This is a genomic window from Candidatus Fukatsuia endosymbiont of Tuberolachnus salignus, from assembly GCF_964030845.1.
Lineage (GTDB): Bacteria > Pseudomonadota > Gammaproteobacteria > Enterobacterales > Enterobacteriaceae > Fukatsuia > Fukatsuia symbiotica.
Window position 1 is genome coordinate 1,385,308 of the sequence record NZ_OZ034983.1, and the last position, 15,565, is coordinate 1,400,872.

Consider the following 15,565-nt stretch of genomic DNA (forward strand, 5'->3'; position numbering starts at 1 on the left):
CTATTAACAAAATTAACTAATACCATCCCATCTTTGAAACAGTCACAAAGACGGCAGGCTAAAGGTGAATTTATAGCAGGGGCCATGTAACATGATTTACTTGACCAGTAAATATTATTTAATATCAATATATTAGTGTAAATTTTTACAATCAACTTATACGGCCCCTGTTATAGTTTTATTGAAGGCGTATAGTTGTTCACTATCTGACCATTACACGCTATGGGCGTAAAAAAACCGCACTACTTGCGTATGCGGCATTCGCTAGTTAAAGGTATTTAACACCTTTAACGAAATATTCCCCGAGGCTGAATTATCATTCAGCCTGTCCGGGTATAGCAGGTGTTAAGACACCTTAATGTAGTAATACTTCAATATCTTCAATATCTCGGTCAGAAAGTCCAGTAGATGTTTTAACCAAAGCACTATCTACACCACTTTTAAGAAGCTGCTTGGCAATTTCGAGTTTAGTTTCCTGACGTCCCTGTTGCATGCCCTGTTGCATGCCCTGTTGCATGCCTTCCTCACGGCCCTCTCTTCTCAGGTCTTGTGCAATCGTCATGATGTCCTCACTGTAAGTCGGTGCGTACTCCACAATCGTTTTGAAAAATTGCGGTGTATCCGCTGTTTTTCCTCTCTGAGCAATATAATACATTAATGTCTTAACCAGTTCACTCTCTGTATAACCCGTATTCAGTAAATGTGCAATAGACTGACTTATCACTATGATATCACGGGCATAAATGTGCTTTTGTACCAATTCAAGAAGAGCAACACTGCGGTGAGTCAAGATTTCTTCATCGGGTATCGTGGTCACATCCACCAAAGGAAAAGGCTGAGAATAGACTCTTTGTGCTAAGTCTCTGTCAGCAAAACAATCCAGCCAATCCATACTGTGGGGATAAGGGCTTGTTTCTCCATGATAAAAGAGGATCGGTATTACCACCGGCAACTCGTCATGGCCTTGGTCAAGATGCTGTTGCATGATGGGAATACTGTAGCGGAACAAGCGGAAAGCCATTAATTTTTTTGGCGTGCTTTGATGCTCGATGAGACAATGAATGTAGCAACGCTTACCCTCCTTCGTTTTGAGTGAATAGACAATGTCAGAATAATGTTGTCTCAAATTCGGCTCAATGAATGAACCCGGTTCGATCTTCAACGTAGAAAAATCGCATTGCTCCTTGATTTCAGGTGGTAAGTGGAACTGTAGGAAATCACGGGCAACGTTAACATTGCTCATGCACTTCCTAAATGTTGCATCATGTGGGTTCGGTACCTGAGGCACGGCGCAATCTCCCTGTGATTATTCTCTACAATGTGGCGTCGATATTATCGACAGGCAACTCTACGCGTATTTCATCCGGTAGACGATCACTTTTTTCAGTGGCGTTATCTTCATGCCACTTTTCCATACGTTTTAATCTGTTCGATTTCACGTTCAAGTTCCTGCAGAAATTTTCGCACTTCGGTTTCAATTTCCTTGCCCAGTGCCTCATCAAAGTGAATGCGCTTTTTGAAGTAGGCTAATGTGTCAGGCAGTCGATTGTCATAGCTGACAAAGTCACACCATCTTCGCCCCGTACACAGCATTTGCGCGTGCATTTGCAGGAGGTATTTTTTTTCTGGTTCACCTGTTCTTATCGTTTTCAGATGTGTCCAGGTTTTGGGGCATTTAATCTCGATCAGGCCATCCTCATTAACCAGTCCGTCGGGACTGGCGGCAAACCCCTTGATGGTAGGGTGGTCGATGAGCCCCACTTCCGTGACCTCTACTGCAAATTCACGCAAGATGTAAGCCTCACGTGCGACGGGTTCCAGTGCCGTCCCGTGCTTCATTTCAGGTGTGACAAAGGTGTCTTCCCGTTTCCCCGTTAGACGCTGGCAAATCAGCTCGGCCTTGTATTTTTTTCGAGTTGCCGCGTAACCCTCTTTAACTTTTGTCATTACATCCGCTAGCTTGCTCGCTGTCACCTTGCCGCATCTTGCGGCAAACCAGGCTTCTGTTCGTTGTTCCATTTTTACCTCGATAAATTGTCTTGTCATTAAAACGGAGAACCGCTCAAAACGGGATGTCATCCCCGTCGTCATTAAAATCTGTGAACGGCGTCACATTGCTTTGTTGACAGGGTGCCTTGGCAAGATGTTGGGGGAACGCTTGGATGGGTTGTGGTCTCTGCGTCTGCTGTCCCGCGTCGACAAAGCCCAAACGTGCATTGTTTAGCTCCAAGACGATCGCTTGTCCGTTTTTCCCTTCGTAGGTGTCGATTTTGATGCTTTCACCGAAGAGCTCAACGATGGCGCCTGGGTTGAGTGTTTCGCGGTAAAAATCTGCTTGATTGCCGGCTTTGGCGAACAGTACCGCCTGGTAGTTAGTGAAAGCATGGGTTTTTAATTTGCGATCGTAGTATTTAACGCCACCCCGTAGGGCTAAGCCGATGGCGTCAGTGGCCGTAAATTCTCTGGCGGCCTGTTGGAGTTTGAGGGTGATGGTGTGTGCCATTAGGCTGCCTTCTCTAAGGTTGCTGAGTGGGTGAAATAAATGTCGTTGGCTTTTTGTGCTAAATCAGGCTGCTGGATAAGCAGCTGGCTCAGTCGGTTATAAGCCCCCTGTAAGGCCACTTTATCCTTGCATTGATGCGCCCAGTGGGTAAAATCGGTGAGGTATTGTTCTGGGGTACGTGCAACGGTGGTCTTCGTGTGTGGGCTCCCCTTGTTTTCTTGCTGCTTGTAAGCCTCGGTGTCGGCATCTTTGGCATCATCAATCGCAAACAGGCCGTTCAGGCAGTACTTACGCGCGTAGGAGCTGGTTGCCCCGGTCAGCTGTGCCGCATCCATGCCTTTTTTGTTCAATTCTTCCCGTGCGATGGCGGAGGCCTGAAACGAATTTTCACCGTCCGTCAGGGTCGCTGTTGCCTTGACGTAATAGCGATCGCCTATTTGTACGATTTCATCACTTATCGAGAGAAATAAATCACCCAGCAGCGGCTTAACGCCTTCCAAAATGTCTTCACAGCTGCGGTAGTGGTATTTACCAAAGGTATTGTATTGATTTTTCGGTGCATTAAGTTCGCGTTGGATAGTGGCCAGCTTAAGATAAAAGGCTTTATTCTCCATAATAGACCTTGTCATAGTCATCGCCACTGTAGAGCCGTTCTTTGGCTAACATCCACTTCGCTTTTGAGATAAAAATGCTGAAAAATGCCTCATCGAGGTCATCGGGTTCGGTCTCATCCAAGGCGAGTGCCAAGGCCTCACTATCAAAATGGGGCAATTTTTTAAAGAGCTGAGCGATGTGCTCAAAAGTGAAGTATTTGTCCCACTCTTCCGCCTGTTCATTAATGTTGTGCCAATCTTGATCACTGAACGTGTTCATTATTTTTCGTGCTTCAATAAGCGTCTCGGGTGTCATGCCAGTCGCCCTCTGCTTTTACAATACGCTTGAGACATGCGGGCATAGCCCCGCTCGCTGTTAAGGAAAACTCGCTTCACACCGTTGATCATGATGATTAATGCGTTATCTTGGATAGTAAAAATCATGGTTCACCTCGTTGGTTGAATGAATTGATTGCGTTTGGGTTTTTCCGCAGGCGTGCTGTGAGGCCATGCAGTGATAATCCATGGGTGCATACGGTGCTCCTGAAGGTTTTTTTCCACGACAAGGCCACCGACAAAAAAGGTCAGTGGCCTGGAGGAAAAGGGGAAGAAAAGAAAATTAATGCGGTGTTTGCGGGGTGTTGAGCTGGCATGCCATCGCGGTTTTAAGCTGCTCAGATTGTGCACCGAAAATGGCTTGCACGCCGGAACCGAGCACAATCACCGCCTGTGCACCCAAGGTTTTGAGTGCCTGTTGATTCACCTGTTTGCTATTTTTCACACTGACCCGTAATCGGGTGATGCAAGCGTTGAGAGCGGTAATGTTGTCTTTGCCGCCAAAGGCCTGGATAAGCAACGGGGTGATAGGGGTATCCTGCTGCACGGAGGGTAATAAACCGGCTTCACGCCCCGGGGTTTTGAGGTCAAAACGTACAATCAGCAGGCGAAATAACCCGTAATACAGCGTGGCATACGCGAGGCCAACGACCGGAAACAGCCACACACGGTTGGCCTGCGGACTGAGCACAATAAAATCAATCAGCCCGTGTGAAAAACTGGTACCGTGACGCATTTCTAGCGCAATTGCCAGAGAAAAGGCCAAGCCTGACAGCAGGATATGCATGACATACAACAGCGGAGCAACGAACATAAAGGCAAATTCAATCGGTTCGGTAATGCCGGTTAAAAAGGAGGTTAATGCGGCAGACCCCATGAGTGCGCCGATTTTCGCTCTGTTCTCCGGTTTGGCGGTGTGCCAGATAGCCAATGCAGCGGCGGGCAACCCGTACATCTTAAACAAAAAGCCGCCCGCCAGTTGCCCTGCGGTAGGGTCGCCGGCGATATAACGGGGGATATCTCCGTGAAAAACCTGCCCTGTGGCATTGGTATACTCCCCGATTTGCATATGAAAAGGCACATTCCAGATATGGTGCAAGCCCAAGGGGATCAGCGTCCGTTGCACCATGCCGTGCACACCAAAAGCCAGCTCAGGATTTTGCACGGTCGCCCAATGTGAAAAGGCCTCGATACCCTGTCCGACAGGCGACCATATCAATGCCAATAGCAAGGCAACAGGGATAGCCACGAGACCCGCAATAATCGGCACCGTACGTTTACCGGCAAAAAAGCCCAGGTACGCGGGGACACGGAGGTTATGGAAGCGATTAAACAGCACAGCGACGACCCCGCCCATCACCATGCCACCGAATACACCGGTATCAACAGAGGGTGCCACAATCGCCAACATTTTTACCATGATGGCGTACGCGACAATCACCGCCAGGGCGCACACGCCGTCATTTTGAGTCAAGCCGAGCGCGACACCCAGAGCAAACAGCAGCGGCAGATGAGCAAATACGGTCCCGCCGGCCTCGGCCATCAGATGTGAAACGGTGACAGGGAGCCAAGCAAACCCCGCAGACCCTAAACCGAGCAATAACCCAGCGACTGGCAGAACAGAAACGGGCAGCATCAAAGACTGCCCCACCTTTTGTAGATGAGCAAAGCTTTGTTTTAACATGATAGTCACTCCAATAGGTAGGACAGCCTGGGGCTGTGTTGTAATAAAACCGCTGCTAAGCAGAAACGGTAATAGCCTTTTTTGTTCGGCTTGTTCCTTGCACAGAAAATAACCAGGCTCTTGGCATCAGCCGATTGTACATACTGTCCTGCGGCTTTTGACGTAAAGGGAAGGCCGTCGCTAGAGCAATTGCCCGATCTACATCCGAGCGAGGTTGAGCACGCACTATTTTTGCGTGATCGCCCCCTCTCCGATCAAGGCTATTTTCGATCGCCTCACGAGAGAGGGCTTCCGCTTTACGGCGTTGATGTCTGCGGTATTTGGCATTACCGCCATACATTGCCTTGCGTCTCGACGGTTTACGAATGATCGTTACCATAACTTGTCTCCAGTTGATTTCTGGATAGGCTGCCTGGGCAATCTATTCAGAAATCAGCGGGTAAACGCAAGGGTGCACTTTGTCAGTGCTACCAAACCCCAAATTGTTAAAGAGCATCCGCCTGAGCGGGGTAAAAGCTTGTCTTGCAATATTTGGATCATTCAGACTTCACTATGACCACACAATAATTAAACTATAGGCTTATGTTTTAGTCAACTTTAGATTTATTTAATGTTGAGATAACTGAAAATACTCGAAAAAAAATATTATCAATTTGTTTATATTGGTTAGTTATAAGAAAAAAAATCTATATCCGAATGATTAATAATAATTATTTATAAATCAATTTATTACTTACATTTTTAATGTGAAATTAAGCGTAAAAGCAGCCACTGAGAAGCACTCAGTAGTTAAGATATTCGGGAATGTTTATATTGATAAGGAGATTATAGATAGGAAGGCTACATCAAATTTTTATGTGCTCTTTAAACCTCTTTTATGAGCCAATTCTTTTATAAGCTGGTCATAATACTGTTTTTTTTCTTTAAGGATTTCTAAAATTTCCTTCGCATCTTTTTCAGGCAACTCATTGAATAAAATTAGAAGTGATCTTTCTGTGGGAGTGAGCGGTGGGTGTGGCAATTCGCTCCCTTCCAATGTCGTATTTTCATCACTTTCCTCTAGCATCCAAGCTACAGAAACACCTAAATGCTTAGAGAGCTTCAATGCCGAATCTTTTCCTATTTTCCCACGAACAAACCAATTGTTGACTGATTGTGGTGTTACATCACAAATCCTAGCCATCTCTGCTTTAGAGATGGACTTCTTTTCAATTAAGTACTTTAACCGCGCCGTGAGTGGGTTACTAATCGGACAATTTTTTCTTTTCATTTGCCCATTATAAACTTTATGTTTACTATTTAAAATAAGCTTAAAATTGACTTATTAATAAGTTATGTGTTTAATATATTTTTATCCAAACCAAATTATGGATAAATGCACTTTGTCAGTGCAATTAACCCCAAATTGTTAAAGAGCATCCGCTTATACGGAGAAAAAATTTTGCCTTGCATTAAATTTATGAATCATTCCGATTTTCATACGCCTCGGACGACTACTTCATGTGCTTTCCTTGCCTGCTGATAAAAATAATAGCATTAGGTATTTATAATAGCAAGTGGTATTGGCATTGATATAATAACAAAAGCTATAAACAAGTGTTTTTAATAATTTTTTTTGAAAAAAAATAATAGGAAACTGAATTTTCATGCATAACCTTTAGAGAAAAAACTATTGATTCTAATGGTGTTGATTTTTTTTCGAAACAAGAGCGGGGTGGTAAATAAACAATATTATGAGGTGGGATGAATAGTGATTCTTATTTTAAATCGTAGGAGAACAACATGATTTGTGTTTGGCGTAGGATCAGAGAGGGTGTTTATGATAAATACATCCTTCCTACACAGAAGATTAAGGACTATCGTCTTAAATCACGAAAAAGAAAGATTGCGGTACCAATAAGCTCACCAGATTCAGATAAGTCAACTAAAGGGACTCTCTTATCATCTACAGACAAGAACCCAGATCCACCGCCTGGTAAGAATCGATAAACCGAGATGACACCACCAACAACAGCGGCCACCAGGTCGCTTGTACCCGGATTGATAGCAGTATCAACAATAACAATGGAACCAGCTGGAGCTTCACTACAGCCACTATTACGTTCAAGAATATATGCACGCCAAGTAGGTAAAGCCTTTCCTTCAGGCGTTATTACAACATCAGCTGTCTCACCGGCATTATTCCAAACATAAACTTCATTCAGTGGATTGGTGTGCTCAATGAAAGCAGTGTTTGTTCCCTCCATTTCTCCAACACCACGAGCAAGCCAATCAGCATTTACCTTCAGAGCGCTAGCTATTTCTACAATTTTCTTAGACCCTACTGCTGTACCTTTAGTCAGTCTAAAAATAGTAGGCTGAGAAACCTTTGATGCCTTGGCTAAGGCACCTTGGCTAAGGTTTCTAAACTTCATAGCTAAGTTTAAGCGTTCAGCAAGCGTGGTTTTCATGAAAGATAATTTATAGGCAAGAGTATTGCCCGTCAAATTTGTTTTGCTATTGCACATTTCAATACTCATTGCTATTATAATCCAAGATTTAATACTATTAGAGATAATTATGACTAACAAAGCCATTGAGCAAGCAGTCAAAATCGCAGGGAGTCAAAAAAAGCTTGCGAATCTATGTGGAGTTAAGCAGCCAACAGTATGGCGCTGGCTTCACGGTGGAGGAATAACTTCCCGTTATGTGAAAGCGATCGTTAAAGCTACTGGTGGAAAAGTAAAACCTCATGAATTGGGTAAGGATTTGGCAGATCTAACAGAGTTTTTAAAATTAAGCTAATACCACACATTTTTTAAAAACATAAACTCTCACAACGTGAGCATAAATATAACTACAGAGGCTGTACTGAAATTATGGATAAACGTGCATTAATTAACCGGATGTGTGAGCGTATAGATGGAGGAAGGAGTGTCGCAGCGGCTTATCTTGGTGTATCGGAAGCCAAGTTTAACAATCGGTTATACGAAAGCAAAGGTTGTCGATTTTTTAGCGTTGATGAATTACTGGCCTTGCAAACGTTGAGTCAATCAACCCTGGTCGCGGAGTACTTTGCCGAGCGGTCAGATGCCTTGATTGTCCCTATTCCCTCAGCTGATGAGGTTGATACGGTAGAACTGCACCACATGGGGCTACGCACCACCATCAAGCGCAGTGCGGTAGACAAATTGATTTTAGATGCGATTAACAATGACGGTGCGGTTGATGAAAAAGAAAAGCAGAAAATCATTGAGGCTCACCGTAAACACATGGCAATACGAGATTCTGAAATCAAAGCCACATTGCTGGTTTACGGTAAGTAAAAACACCGCGACGGCGGATCAGGCGAGTACTAAGAAAATTTCGTCGTTCAAAATAAGAACAAAACAGGATCGGTTTTGAAAACGATCAAGAATGCGGTATAGGGAATAGGAAATGAGCATGAGCCAAGCTGGACAGGGTAACGACAAGACAATAGACAGACAAGAACAACGTGTGGCGAATATCGATGAGGGCTATACCCGTTTAGCCAACGAATTATACGACGAGCTTATTGGTGTGAATCTGACAAAAATTCAGGCGAGGGTTGCTCATGCAGTTTGTCGTAAGACGTATGGTTTTAACAAAAAGAGGGATAGGATTTCTGATAACCAGCTTGCCGAACTGACCAAACTGCCAAGACAGAAAGTCAATAAAGCAAAAAACGAATTAGTTTCAATGAAAGTGCTCATTAAATCTCACAATCAGATAGGCATCAATAAGAATCTTTCTGAATGGTCAATTCACGATTGTCAGCAAAAAAATAATATTGTCACCGAAACAGGGACAACATGCTCACGCCAAATGTGTCACCCAAACGGGGACTTTGTCACCGAAATAGAGACACGTTCAGAGAGGCAAAGAAAGGGTAGCGTTGTCACCAAAACGGGGACAGAAAATGTCACTAAAACAGTGACAGCGCTGTCACCAAAACAGGGACATACAAAAGACACTATTACAAAAGACAAGAAAGACAGTATAACCCCTATATCCCCTTTCGGGGATGAGCGTGTCAAAACGATTTTTGCGTTCTGGCAAAAAAATCTGGCGCACCCCCAGGCCAGGCTGGACAAAAAACGCGCAAAGCGCATTCAGGCGCGGCTGAAAGAAAAATTCAGTGCGGAAGACCTGTGCCAGGCGATAACCGGTGCGACCTATGACCCTTGGTTGATGGGCAAAAACCCTGAAAACAAGCGCTACGACGGCATCGATACCGTGCTACGGGATGCCGCGCAGGTCGAGCGCCTGATGGGCCTGGCGGGTAATCACTATGCCAAGGCCCTCGCCCACGGTAAATATTCAGCGACCACGGCCAGAAACATCCAGAATTTACAAAGCTGGATAAGCGGCAGCGAGAACACGGGGGCACCTTTCTGATGAACGAGGGAGAAAAACCACAATTCGCGCAATCGATGACGGCGGTAGGGGAAATATACGGCCGTGAGATATCAGAAATCATGGTGGGTATTTACTGGAACGCGTTGAAAAACTACGAGATGACCGACGTTCAAAAAGCCTTTCAGGGGCATACGCGTGACACGGACAACGGTCAATTTTTCCCCAAGCCTGCCGACCTCATCCGGCATATCGACGGCAACAAGGACGGCAAAGCGTTAAGAGCCTGGTCGAAAGCCTACCAAGCCATTCGCCGTTACGGTCGTCGTAACAGCGTGGTGTTTGACGATGCATTAATCCATGCGGTGATAGAGGACATGGGCGGCTGGATAGATTTTGCCGGGATGAGTGAGGAGGACGCGCCTTTTCGTGCCAGAGAATTTGAAAAAAGGTATCGCTCTGGGTTATTGACTGGGGTGGGTAACTACTTGCCGGTACTCATTGGTATGGACGATGCGCACAACATACTGGGCGGCTTTCAGGAAAAGCCGGCCCCTTTTTTCATGGGTGATACGGCGCGATGCCAGTTGGTGCTGAGTGGTGTTCCCGCCCTTGAGTTGAGAGGAGTAGCTTGATGGGCGTTTTTTGTCTGCGTGAAGCCGGTCTGCTAGCATCAAAGACGAAGGATTGCTTAATTAAAATGGATTTTAAAGCGCATAAATCTACCATAGAGCGCCTTAAACGAAAAAAAACAGGTTAGGGTTTATACATGAGATAGGATAGCGCTGTAGTGAGCAAGTATACGCATTTAAATCGTATGCTTGAATGGTGCTCTATCGCAATTTTCTAAAATGCTGTTTAACTTCCTGTTACTCAATTGAAGGGCGGCAGGATGGAGAGAGTGATAACGGAACGGGAGGCAGCATGAAGCACGTAAAAGATTTACTCGAAGCTTGGGGCAATTGGAGTAGTTCACGAATTGGTACAGAGTTCAAGGCATGCTGGCCTTTATGCCAACAGGAAAGTGATAGCCGTCCGTGGTTGAGCGACGAAGAGGGGAGGGTTGTCGATCAGGCGGTAGGGAGTTTGAAGCAGTACGATATTGACGGTTACAAAATGATTTGCTTACATTATCGTAATCATATGGCATGTCGTGTTATAGCCAGAAACCTGAAAAAACATCATTCGTACGTTTATGGCATGCTTGAACGTGCGGAGGCCTACATTGCGGGTCGTGTACATGATTTACTAGAGGCTGCCTGACGTTATTAGATACTTGGAGCTATAGCAGAACGATTCTCTTCTGATTACACCATCAAAGATGAATCGTGCCATATATTCATATCGAATGGTATTCATTATGTAATCAAAACTACACCGCACCGCTATACAGTCTGCTGATAGCCGCAAAATCGGCTATCAGGGTTAGCATCTCGGATATCTACTCGGCACACGACCGCGCTCCGCGGTTTTTTTACGCGCAAAACACAGTCACATTTTAATGGTGAATCGTGTAGGGGCTTCAATAGAAGTACCGGAACTGAGTAGCCGGTTATGCCAACCATGATGTTGGATTCAGGCGGGGTACGGAAAACGTACATCACTGATAAATTCAAAAGAGAACAAGAGGCTACATTTATCCATGAACCTAACCTCTACCGTGTTATATTCCGTAGTAACAAACCAGGAGCTAAACCATTTCAAAATTGGGTATTCAATGAAGTACTACCACAAATACGAAAGACGGGAACATATTATCAACATCCGTAGTACCATCCCCATCCCCTGAATTGTTTAGCAACGACGATGTAGATAATCTTTCACGATTAGTCTGGTGCATGAGTGACCAATTTAGGTTTAAGCGAGCCTGGAGTAACGGTATTTGGCGTGCCCTACGTCAAGTAGCGGGCGTTCCCTCACCAAAACGATTTGAGGTACAGCAAATCCCCTTGTTAGCCAACGAATGCCTTCGTATTTATGCGATAACTAACCGGCTTAAAGATGCCATCCGTAATGCCGGAAAACAAACCATTAAGCGTATCTTTCGTGAATCTGGAGATGCTGAAAGGGTTTTGTCAGAGATGACACAACTGCTTGACGCTTCAGTAACACAAGAGAGTCATTCTGACTTCACGGAAACACTGAAAAAATGGCAGAGAGCAGACGTGAACAAATTTCTCCAGCGTCTCAGTTCTCCCAACTATACCGTAATCACTAGCTGATCTTTCTGATAGAATTTAGGCAATAGATTTAGTTAATTTGTGGTATATGATGGTGCGCAACGCAGATCAGACATTAATAATATGATTAAGAGTTTTAAGCATAAAGGATTGAAAAATTTTTTTGAAACAGGCTCAACAGTAGGGATAGATACCACACAGGCAAAAAAGTTGCGTGCCCGTTTGGCGGTTATCTCAGGAGCTGTCGAAGTGAGTGATATTGACGTGTCTGAATATTTTCTTCATCAATTATAAGGTGATAGAAAAGGGCAATGGTCGGTCACTGTAACAGGCAATTGACGTATTACCTTTGAATTCATTGATGGCAACGCTTATATTGTAAATGACGAGGATTATCACTGACGGAAATGTTTAACCCACCCCATCCAGGGGAAGTTCTAGCAGAAACGATGGAAGAACTCAATCTAGGTGTCCGTGAACTAGCGAGACGATTGAGTGCCTCTTCATCCACAGTACAGAGAGTGGTGACGGCGAAATCAAACATTTCTCCAGAGATGGCGATACGTTTGTCTTCTGTTGTTGGAAGTTCACCAAGACTTTGGTTAAATTTACAAGGTTCTTATGATTTATGGCATGCTCGTCAAAAGATGGATATTTCTAAGCTACAGCGAGTTCATCATGCCTGAAGAATTATTATTTAGTAAAAAATGCTTGACTGTCGCGACGTCGCGACGCAGAATCACTCTACAATCTCGCCTGATTTGTGTGCGTAGTAAATGTATAACTAGTTAAAAGCCTCAGCTAACCACTGAGGCTTTTTGCGTTGATTCGTTTATAAAAATGACTATTAGCTTCATAAGAATTCCTGGCTAAGCTCAAAAATGTTCATTTTATCAATAATATAAAAAGTATAAAAATGAATATACTAGATACAATTGGATAAAAAATGTCACATTTAGCCTTGTTATCTTCACACTAAAAGAGTACCGTCTACTAAAACGGCCTCGACTTTTTGCATCCGTTGTCGTCGCCTTAAGTTAGATTTTCCTGAACTTAGGAGGCTAGGATGAATAAAGTTAATCTTCGAAAAAATGAGGAGAATTCTCAAGGAATTGCTGTAAAGTCTTTTGAGTCACTTTTTTCGTTTATGGACACAAGCGATGAACCTTGGGATATAAAAGATACTGAGTCACGACATGTGTATGCTAATAAGGCAGCGCTTGATTTTTGGGATCTTCCTGTTGGATATAATGTTGAAGGTAGATTGGATAGTGAATGTCCTGCGCCTTGGGCTGAGTTCGCACCGGAATTCCAAGAGCAGGATCGGAAAACTGAAGAGAATAAGAAAGGCGTAGCGATAATTTCAACGCAAATTTATACACGGGAAAAGAAACTTTTGTCTTATTTTGTTCCAAAATATCCAATCTATAATGAATTTCAAGAGTGTATTGGCACAATTCACACTGCCAGTAGACTCGATTGCCTTTTAGTTTCACAAACATTCAGTAGGTGTGTTCCATCTACGTTAGTATTAGATCCGCCTACAGATCTGTTTACGAAACCTGAACTTAAAGTCATGTTCTATGCATTACAGTCCATGAATGCTGAGGAAATAGGCAGAAAATTAGATCACCCTCAGCAAGCAATAAAAGATAATTTGCGAAGAATATACAAGAAAGCTAAAGTCAATTCGTCAGCGATGTTTAAAGAATTTTGTTGCGCAGAAGGTTTTGACCGATATATGCCGCCTGAGCTGATAAAACCCGAGGTACAGTTTATCTCGCTCTAGCCCTACCCCGCCAAATTCAAGGATGAAAGATGAACAAGGATCAGTTGATCGGCGACGATTACGCCGTGGGTCGTGTCCCGCTTGCTGCGCGTTCAAGCTTTTTCAGTGTTGCCCTGGTACGTATTGGTATGACAACCTCGTTGTCTCAATTTATGTTGGGCGCGTTGTTAGGTCACTCCATGACGGTTGAACAAGCGTTTCTTGCCACTTTTTTCGGTAGTGTCATCCTTGAGTTCATTAGTCTGGGGCTAGGGTTAGCGGGTTCTCGCGAGGGATTATCGACGAGTCTTTTAGCACGCTGGTGTGGGTTTGGGCGTTTCGGGTCGGTGTTAATCGGAATACTGCTTACTATCAGTCTGGTGGGCTGGTTTGGTGTACAAAATGCCGTTTTTGCTCATAGTCTGGATTATGCGTTAGGGGGACGATTGGGGTTTACCTGGTCTACTGTGCTGGCAGGAGGTGCGCTCACGGTATTGGTTGCCTTTGGGTTTCGCGCCTTAAGTTGGGCAGCAAAAATAACAGTGCCCCTTTTCTTTCTGGTAATAGGCTGGATTTCATTCGGTATTTTGCAGGAACACACACTCTCTCATCTTGTTACCCCCCTTCCTATGGGAGCACCGATGACACTCGGGGCCGGTGCCACTATTGTTGCCGGTGGCTACATGGTAGGGGCCCTTATCACCCCCGATATTAGTCGCTTCTGCCAAAACGGTCGGCATGTATTTTGGATGACTTTGATTTCTATCATTGTTGGAGAATTTATTGTCAACGGCATTGCCATATTGGTTGCTCGTGCACTCAATACCGCCGATGTCGTCACTATCATGACCCAAAGCGCGGGCTGGATAGGCTTGTTGACCGTTATTCTTGCGACGACCAAGAACAACGATGCCTGTTTGTATTCTTCATCACTTTCCTTAGCAAACGTTGTGGAAGGTGTCACCTGTAGGAAATTGAGTCGTACAAAGCTGACGATAATATTAGGTGTGATCGGCATCCTGCTATCAATGCTGGGAATTTTAGAGCGTTTTACGGGTTTCCTTATTCTACTCGGCGTTGTTTTTCCGCCTATTGCAGGCGTGATGCTGGTGGACTATTACATTTTACGTACCAGCCGTCACTTACTTGATGTAACACGCCAGAGACAGACGTTACCAGAATCAACACAATTAATGGGCTGGCCTGCTGTTGCTGCTTGTATCCTGGGCGCCATCGGGGGAATGACTATCGAATTCGGTATTCCGTCATTCAATTCGCTGATTATCGCCTGTGTCGTCTACGGTGTCTTCGTTAAAGTGAGGCTGGAAAAATGAGACTACTGAATAGTGTATAACATTATAATTTTAATCAAAAATTAATAATAATTTCTAAACTAGAACCAGTATCTTCAGATAAAATGGGTATAACACTTTGTTGGTTAGCTCTCTCATGTGAACAAATCTGATGTCAGTCGTAGCCGAATCTATGATAGATTTTGGTTCATAGCATGTTCCTATAGGCATTAATCCATCCCAGGGAGCTTCACAGTCTCGAGGTCTTTCTTGAATAGCTTGAGCATGCATGGGTAATAATAAAATGGGTAATACCATTAAAAACTTTTTTATATTTTTCATCTAATCTCTCTCGTTTTCACAATAAGTTGAAGAAATAGACTATCCCGCCCACGGGGAAAAATGGGGAAACAGGATAAATCTTTCTCATATGTCTGTTTCATTTTCTGATTGAAAAAATGTATTACCTATGTTGGCAGACGTCTTTTCACACGAACATATTTTTGATGGGAAAAACTGAATCTCTCCCGATTTCCAAAGCTCTTGGCATACATTTGAAATTGTTCTTTCATGAGAAGCCCAGGCGAACATTGGCAATAATAAGATAGGTAATTTCAAGAGAGTCTTTTGCATATACCTGTCTCCCGCTTTCCGATTAGCATCATTTGATATGTACAGAGTTTATTTCTCTCATTAAGCATAGTCACAATAATAGTTATTTTCCTTTATCATTCTGATGACTACCGATTATTAGTCAGTGAGAATAAACAGGATGCGAGACACACTAAAAGAGTGGAAAGAAACACTATAAGTAATGATGTCCCCTGAAAATTTCGTGGTTTTCTTTAAAGGA

Annotated in this window: 19 protein-coding genes and 1 pseudogene; 11 read left to right on the forward strand and 9 right to left on the reverse strand. The window is 44.0% G+C overall.

Translation table 11 applies throughout. The features are described from left to right. Positions 1 to 355: 355 nt before the first annotated feature. The 9 genes from AAHH42_RS06855 to AAHH42_RS06895 all read right to left on the reverse strand — a co-directional run bounded on the left by AAHH42_RS06855 (position 356) and on the right by AAHH42_RS06895 (position 7,635). A complete protein-coding gene (locus AAHH42_RS06855) occupies positions 356 to 1,243 on the reverse strand; it encodes an Rpn family recombination-promoting nuclease/putative transposase (protein WP_342221931.1) in 888 nt (295 codons plus the stop codon). Between the two features lie 155 nt (positions 1,244 to 1,398). After that, the gene (locus AAHH42_RS06860) at positions 1,399 to 2,019 is read right to left on the reverse strand and encodes a lambda exonuclease family protein (protein ID WP_342222032.1); all 621 of its coding nucleotides are present in this window, start codon (positions 2,017 to 2,019) and stop codon (positions 1,399 to 1,401) included. A 43-nt stretch (positions 2,020 to 2,062) separates the two neighbouring features. Further along, a complete protein-coding gene (locus AAHH42_RS06865; RefSeq protein WP_342221932.1) occupies positions 2,063 to 2,503 on the reverse strand; it encodes a hypothetical protein in 441 nt (146 codons plus the stop codon). Further along, complete coding sequence (locus AAHH42_RS06870) at positions 2,503 to 3,132, reverse strand: ERF family protein (protein WP_342221933.1); 630 nt, start codon at positions 3,130 to 3,132, stop codon at positions 2,503 to 2,505. Before AAHH42_RS06870 ends, AAHH42_RS06865 begins: the two co-directional genes overlap by 1 nt. Continuing rightward, positions 3,107 to 3,412 (reverse strand): hypothetical protein, encoded by a 306-nt coding sequence (locus AAHH42_RS06875; protein WP_342221296.1) that lies wholly within the window; start codon positions 3,410 to 3,412, stop codon positions 3,107 to 3,109. The genes AAHH42_RS06870 and AAHH42_RS06875 overlap by 26 nt, the downstream gene beginning before the upstream one ends. Positions 3,413 to 3,715: 303 nt before the next feature. Next, a complete protein-coding gene (ptsG, locus tag AAHH42_RS06880) occupies positions 3,716 to 5,116 on the reverse strand; it encodes a PTS glucose transporter subunit IIBC (RefSeq protein WP_342221934.1) in 1,401 nt (466 codons plus the stop codon). A gap of 55 nt (positions 5,117 to 5,171) precedes the next feature. Next, on the reverse strand, positions 5,172 to 5,495 hold the full coding sequence (locus AAHH42_RS06885) for a hypothetical protein (RefSeq protein WP_342221935.1): 324 nt from the start codon (positions 5,493 to 5,495) through the stop codon (positions 5,172 to 5,174). A 474-nt stretch (positions 5,496 to 5,969) separates the two neighbouring features. Continuing rightward, the gene (locus AAHH42_RS06890; protein WP_342221936.1) at positions 5,970 to 6,386 is read right to left on the reverse strand and encodes a helix-turn-helix domain-containing protein; all 417 of its coding nucleotides are present in this window, start codon (positions 6,384 to 6,386) and stop codon (positions 5,970 to 5,972) included. Positions 6,387 to 6,972: 586 nt separating this feature from the next. After that, positions 6,973 to 7,635 carry a helix-turn-helix domain-containing protein gene (locus AAHH42_RS06895; RefSeq protein WP_342221937.1) on the reverse strand — a complete coding sequence of 221 codons (663 nt, stop codon included), beginning with the start codon at positions 7,633 to 7,635 and terminating at the stop codon, positions 6,973 to 6,975. 40 nt (positions 7,636 to 7,675) lie between these two features. Here AAHH42_RS06895 and AAHH42_RS06900 point away from each other — a divergent pair, with 40 nt between their 5' ends. From AAHH42_RS06900 to AAHH42_RS06950, 11 genes and pseudogenes are all read left to right on the forward strand, one after another. Continuing rightward, positions 7,676 to 7,900, forward strand: a complete 225-nt coding sequence (locus tag AAHH42_RS06900) for a helix-turn-helix domain-containing protein (RefSeq protein WP_342221938.1) — start codon at positions 7,676 to 7,678, stop codon at positions 7,898 to 7,900. Between the two features lie 74 nt (positions 7,901 to 7,974). Continuing rightward, positions 7,975 to 8,421: a YmfL family putative regulatory protein gene (locus AAHH42_RS06905; RefSeq protein WP_342221939.1), complete on the forward strand. Its 447-nt coding sequence runs from the start codon at positions 7,975 to 7,977 to the stop codon at positions 8,419 to 8,421. Between the two features lie 118 nt (positions 8,422 to 8,539). Then, on the forward strand, positions 8,540 to 9,514 hold the full coding sequence (locus tag AAHH42_RS06910) for a replication protein (RefSeq protein WP_342221940.1): 975 nt from the start codon (positions 8,540 to 8,542) through the stop codon (positions 9,512 to 9,514). 119 nt (positions 9,515 to 9,633) lie between these two features. Beyond that, complete coding sequence (locus AAHH42_RS06915; protein WP_342221941.1) at positions 9,634 to 10,107, forward strand: DUF6475 domain-containing protein; 474 nt, start codon at positions 9,634 to 9,636, stop codon at positions 10,105 to 10,107. Between the two features lie 289 nt (positions 10,108 to 10,396). Beyond that, positions 10,397 to 10,735 carry an antiterminator Q family protein gene (locus AAHH42_RS06920; protein WP_342221942.1) on the forward strand — a complete coding sequence of 113 codons (339 nt, stop codon included), beginning with the start codon at positions 10,397 to 10,399 and terminating at the stop codon, positions 10,733 to 10,735. A 291-nt stretch (positions 10,736 to 11,026) separates the two neighbouring features. Then, complete coding sequence (locus tag AAHH42_RS06925) at positions 11,027 to 11,242, forward strand: BRO-N domain-containing protein (protein ID WP_342221943.1); 216 nt, start codon at positions 11,027 to 11,029, stop codon at positions 11,240 to 11,242. Between the two features lie 68 nt (positions 11,243 to 11,310). Beyond that, positions 11,311 to 11,694, forward strand: coding sequence for a hypothetical protein (locus tag AAHH42_RS06930; RefSeq protein WP_342221944.1), 384 nt, complete (start codon positions 11,311 to 11,313; stop codon positions 11,692 to 11,694). A gap of 81 nt (positions 11,695 to 11,775) precedes the next feature. Next, positions 11,776 to 12,054 (forward strand): annotated as a pseudogene (locus tag AAHH42_RS06935) (type II toxin-antitoxin system RelE/ParE family toxin). After that, complete coding sequence (locus AAHH42_RS06940) at positions 12,051 to 12,338, forward strand: HigA family addiction module antitoxin (RefSeq protein ID WP_425286329.1); 288 nt, start codon at positions 12,051 to 12,053, stop codon at positions 12,336 to 12,338. The pseudogene AAHH42_RS06935 and the gene AAHH42_RS06940 overlap by 4 nt, the downstream one beginning before the upstream one ends. Before the next feature lie 380 nt (positions 12,339 to 12,718). Then, complete coding sequence (locus AAHH42_RS06945; RefSeq protein ID WP_342221946.1) at positions 12,719 to 13,441, forward strand: LuxR family transcriptional regulator; 723 nt, start codon at positions 12,719 to 12,721, stop codon at positions 13,439 to 13,441. Positions 13,442 to 13,470: 29 nt separating this feature from the next. After that, positions 13,471 to 14,754 (forward strand): cytosine permease, encoded by a 1,284-nt coding sequence (locus AAHH42_RS06950; protein ID WP_342221947.1) that lies wholly within the window; start codon positions 13,471 to 13,473, stop codon positions 14,752 to 14,754. Positions 14,755 to 15,565 lie beyond the last annotated feature (811 nt).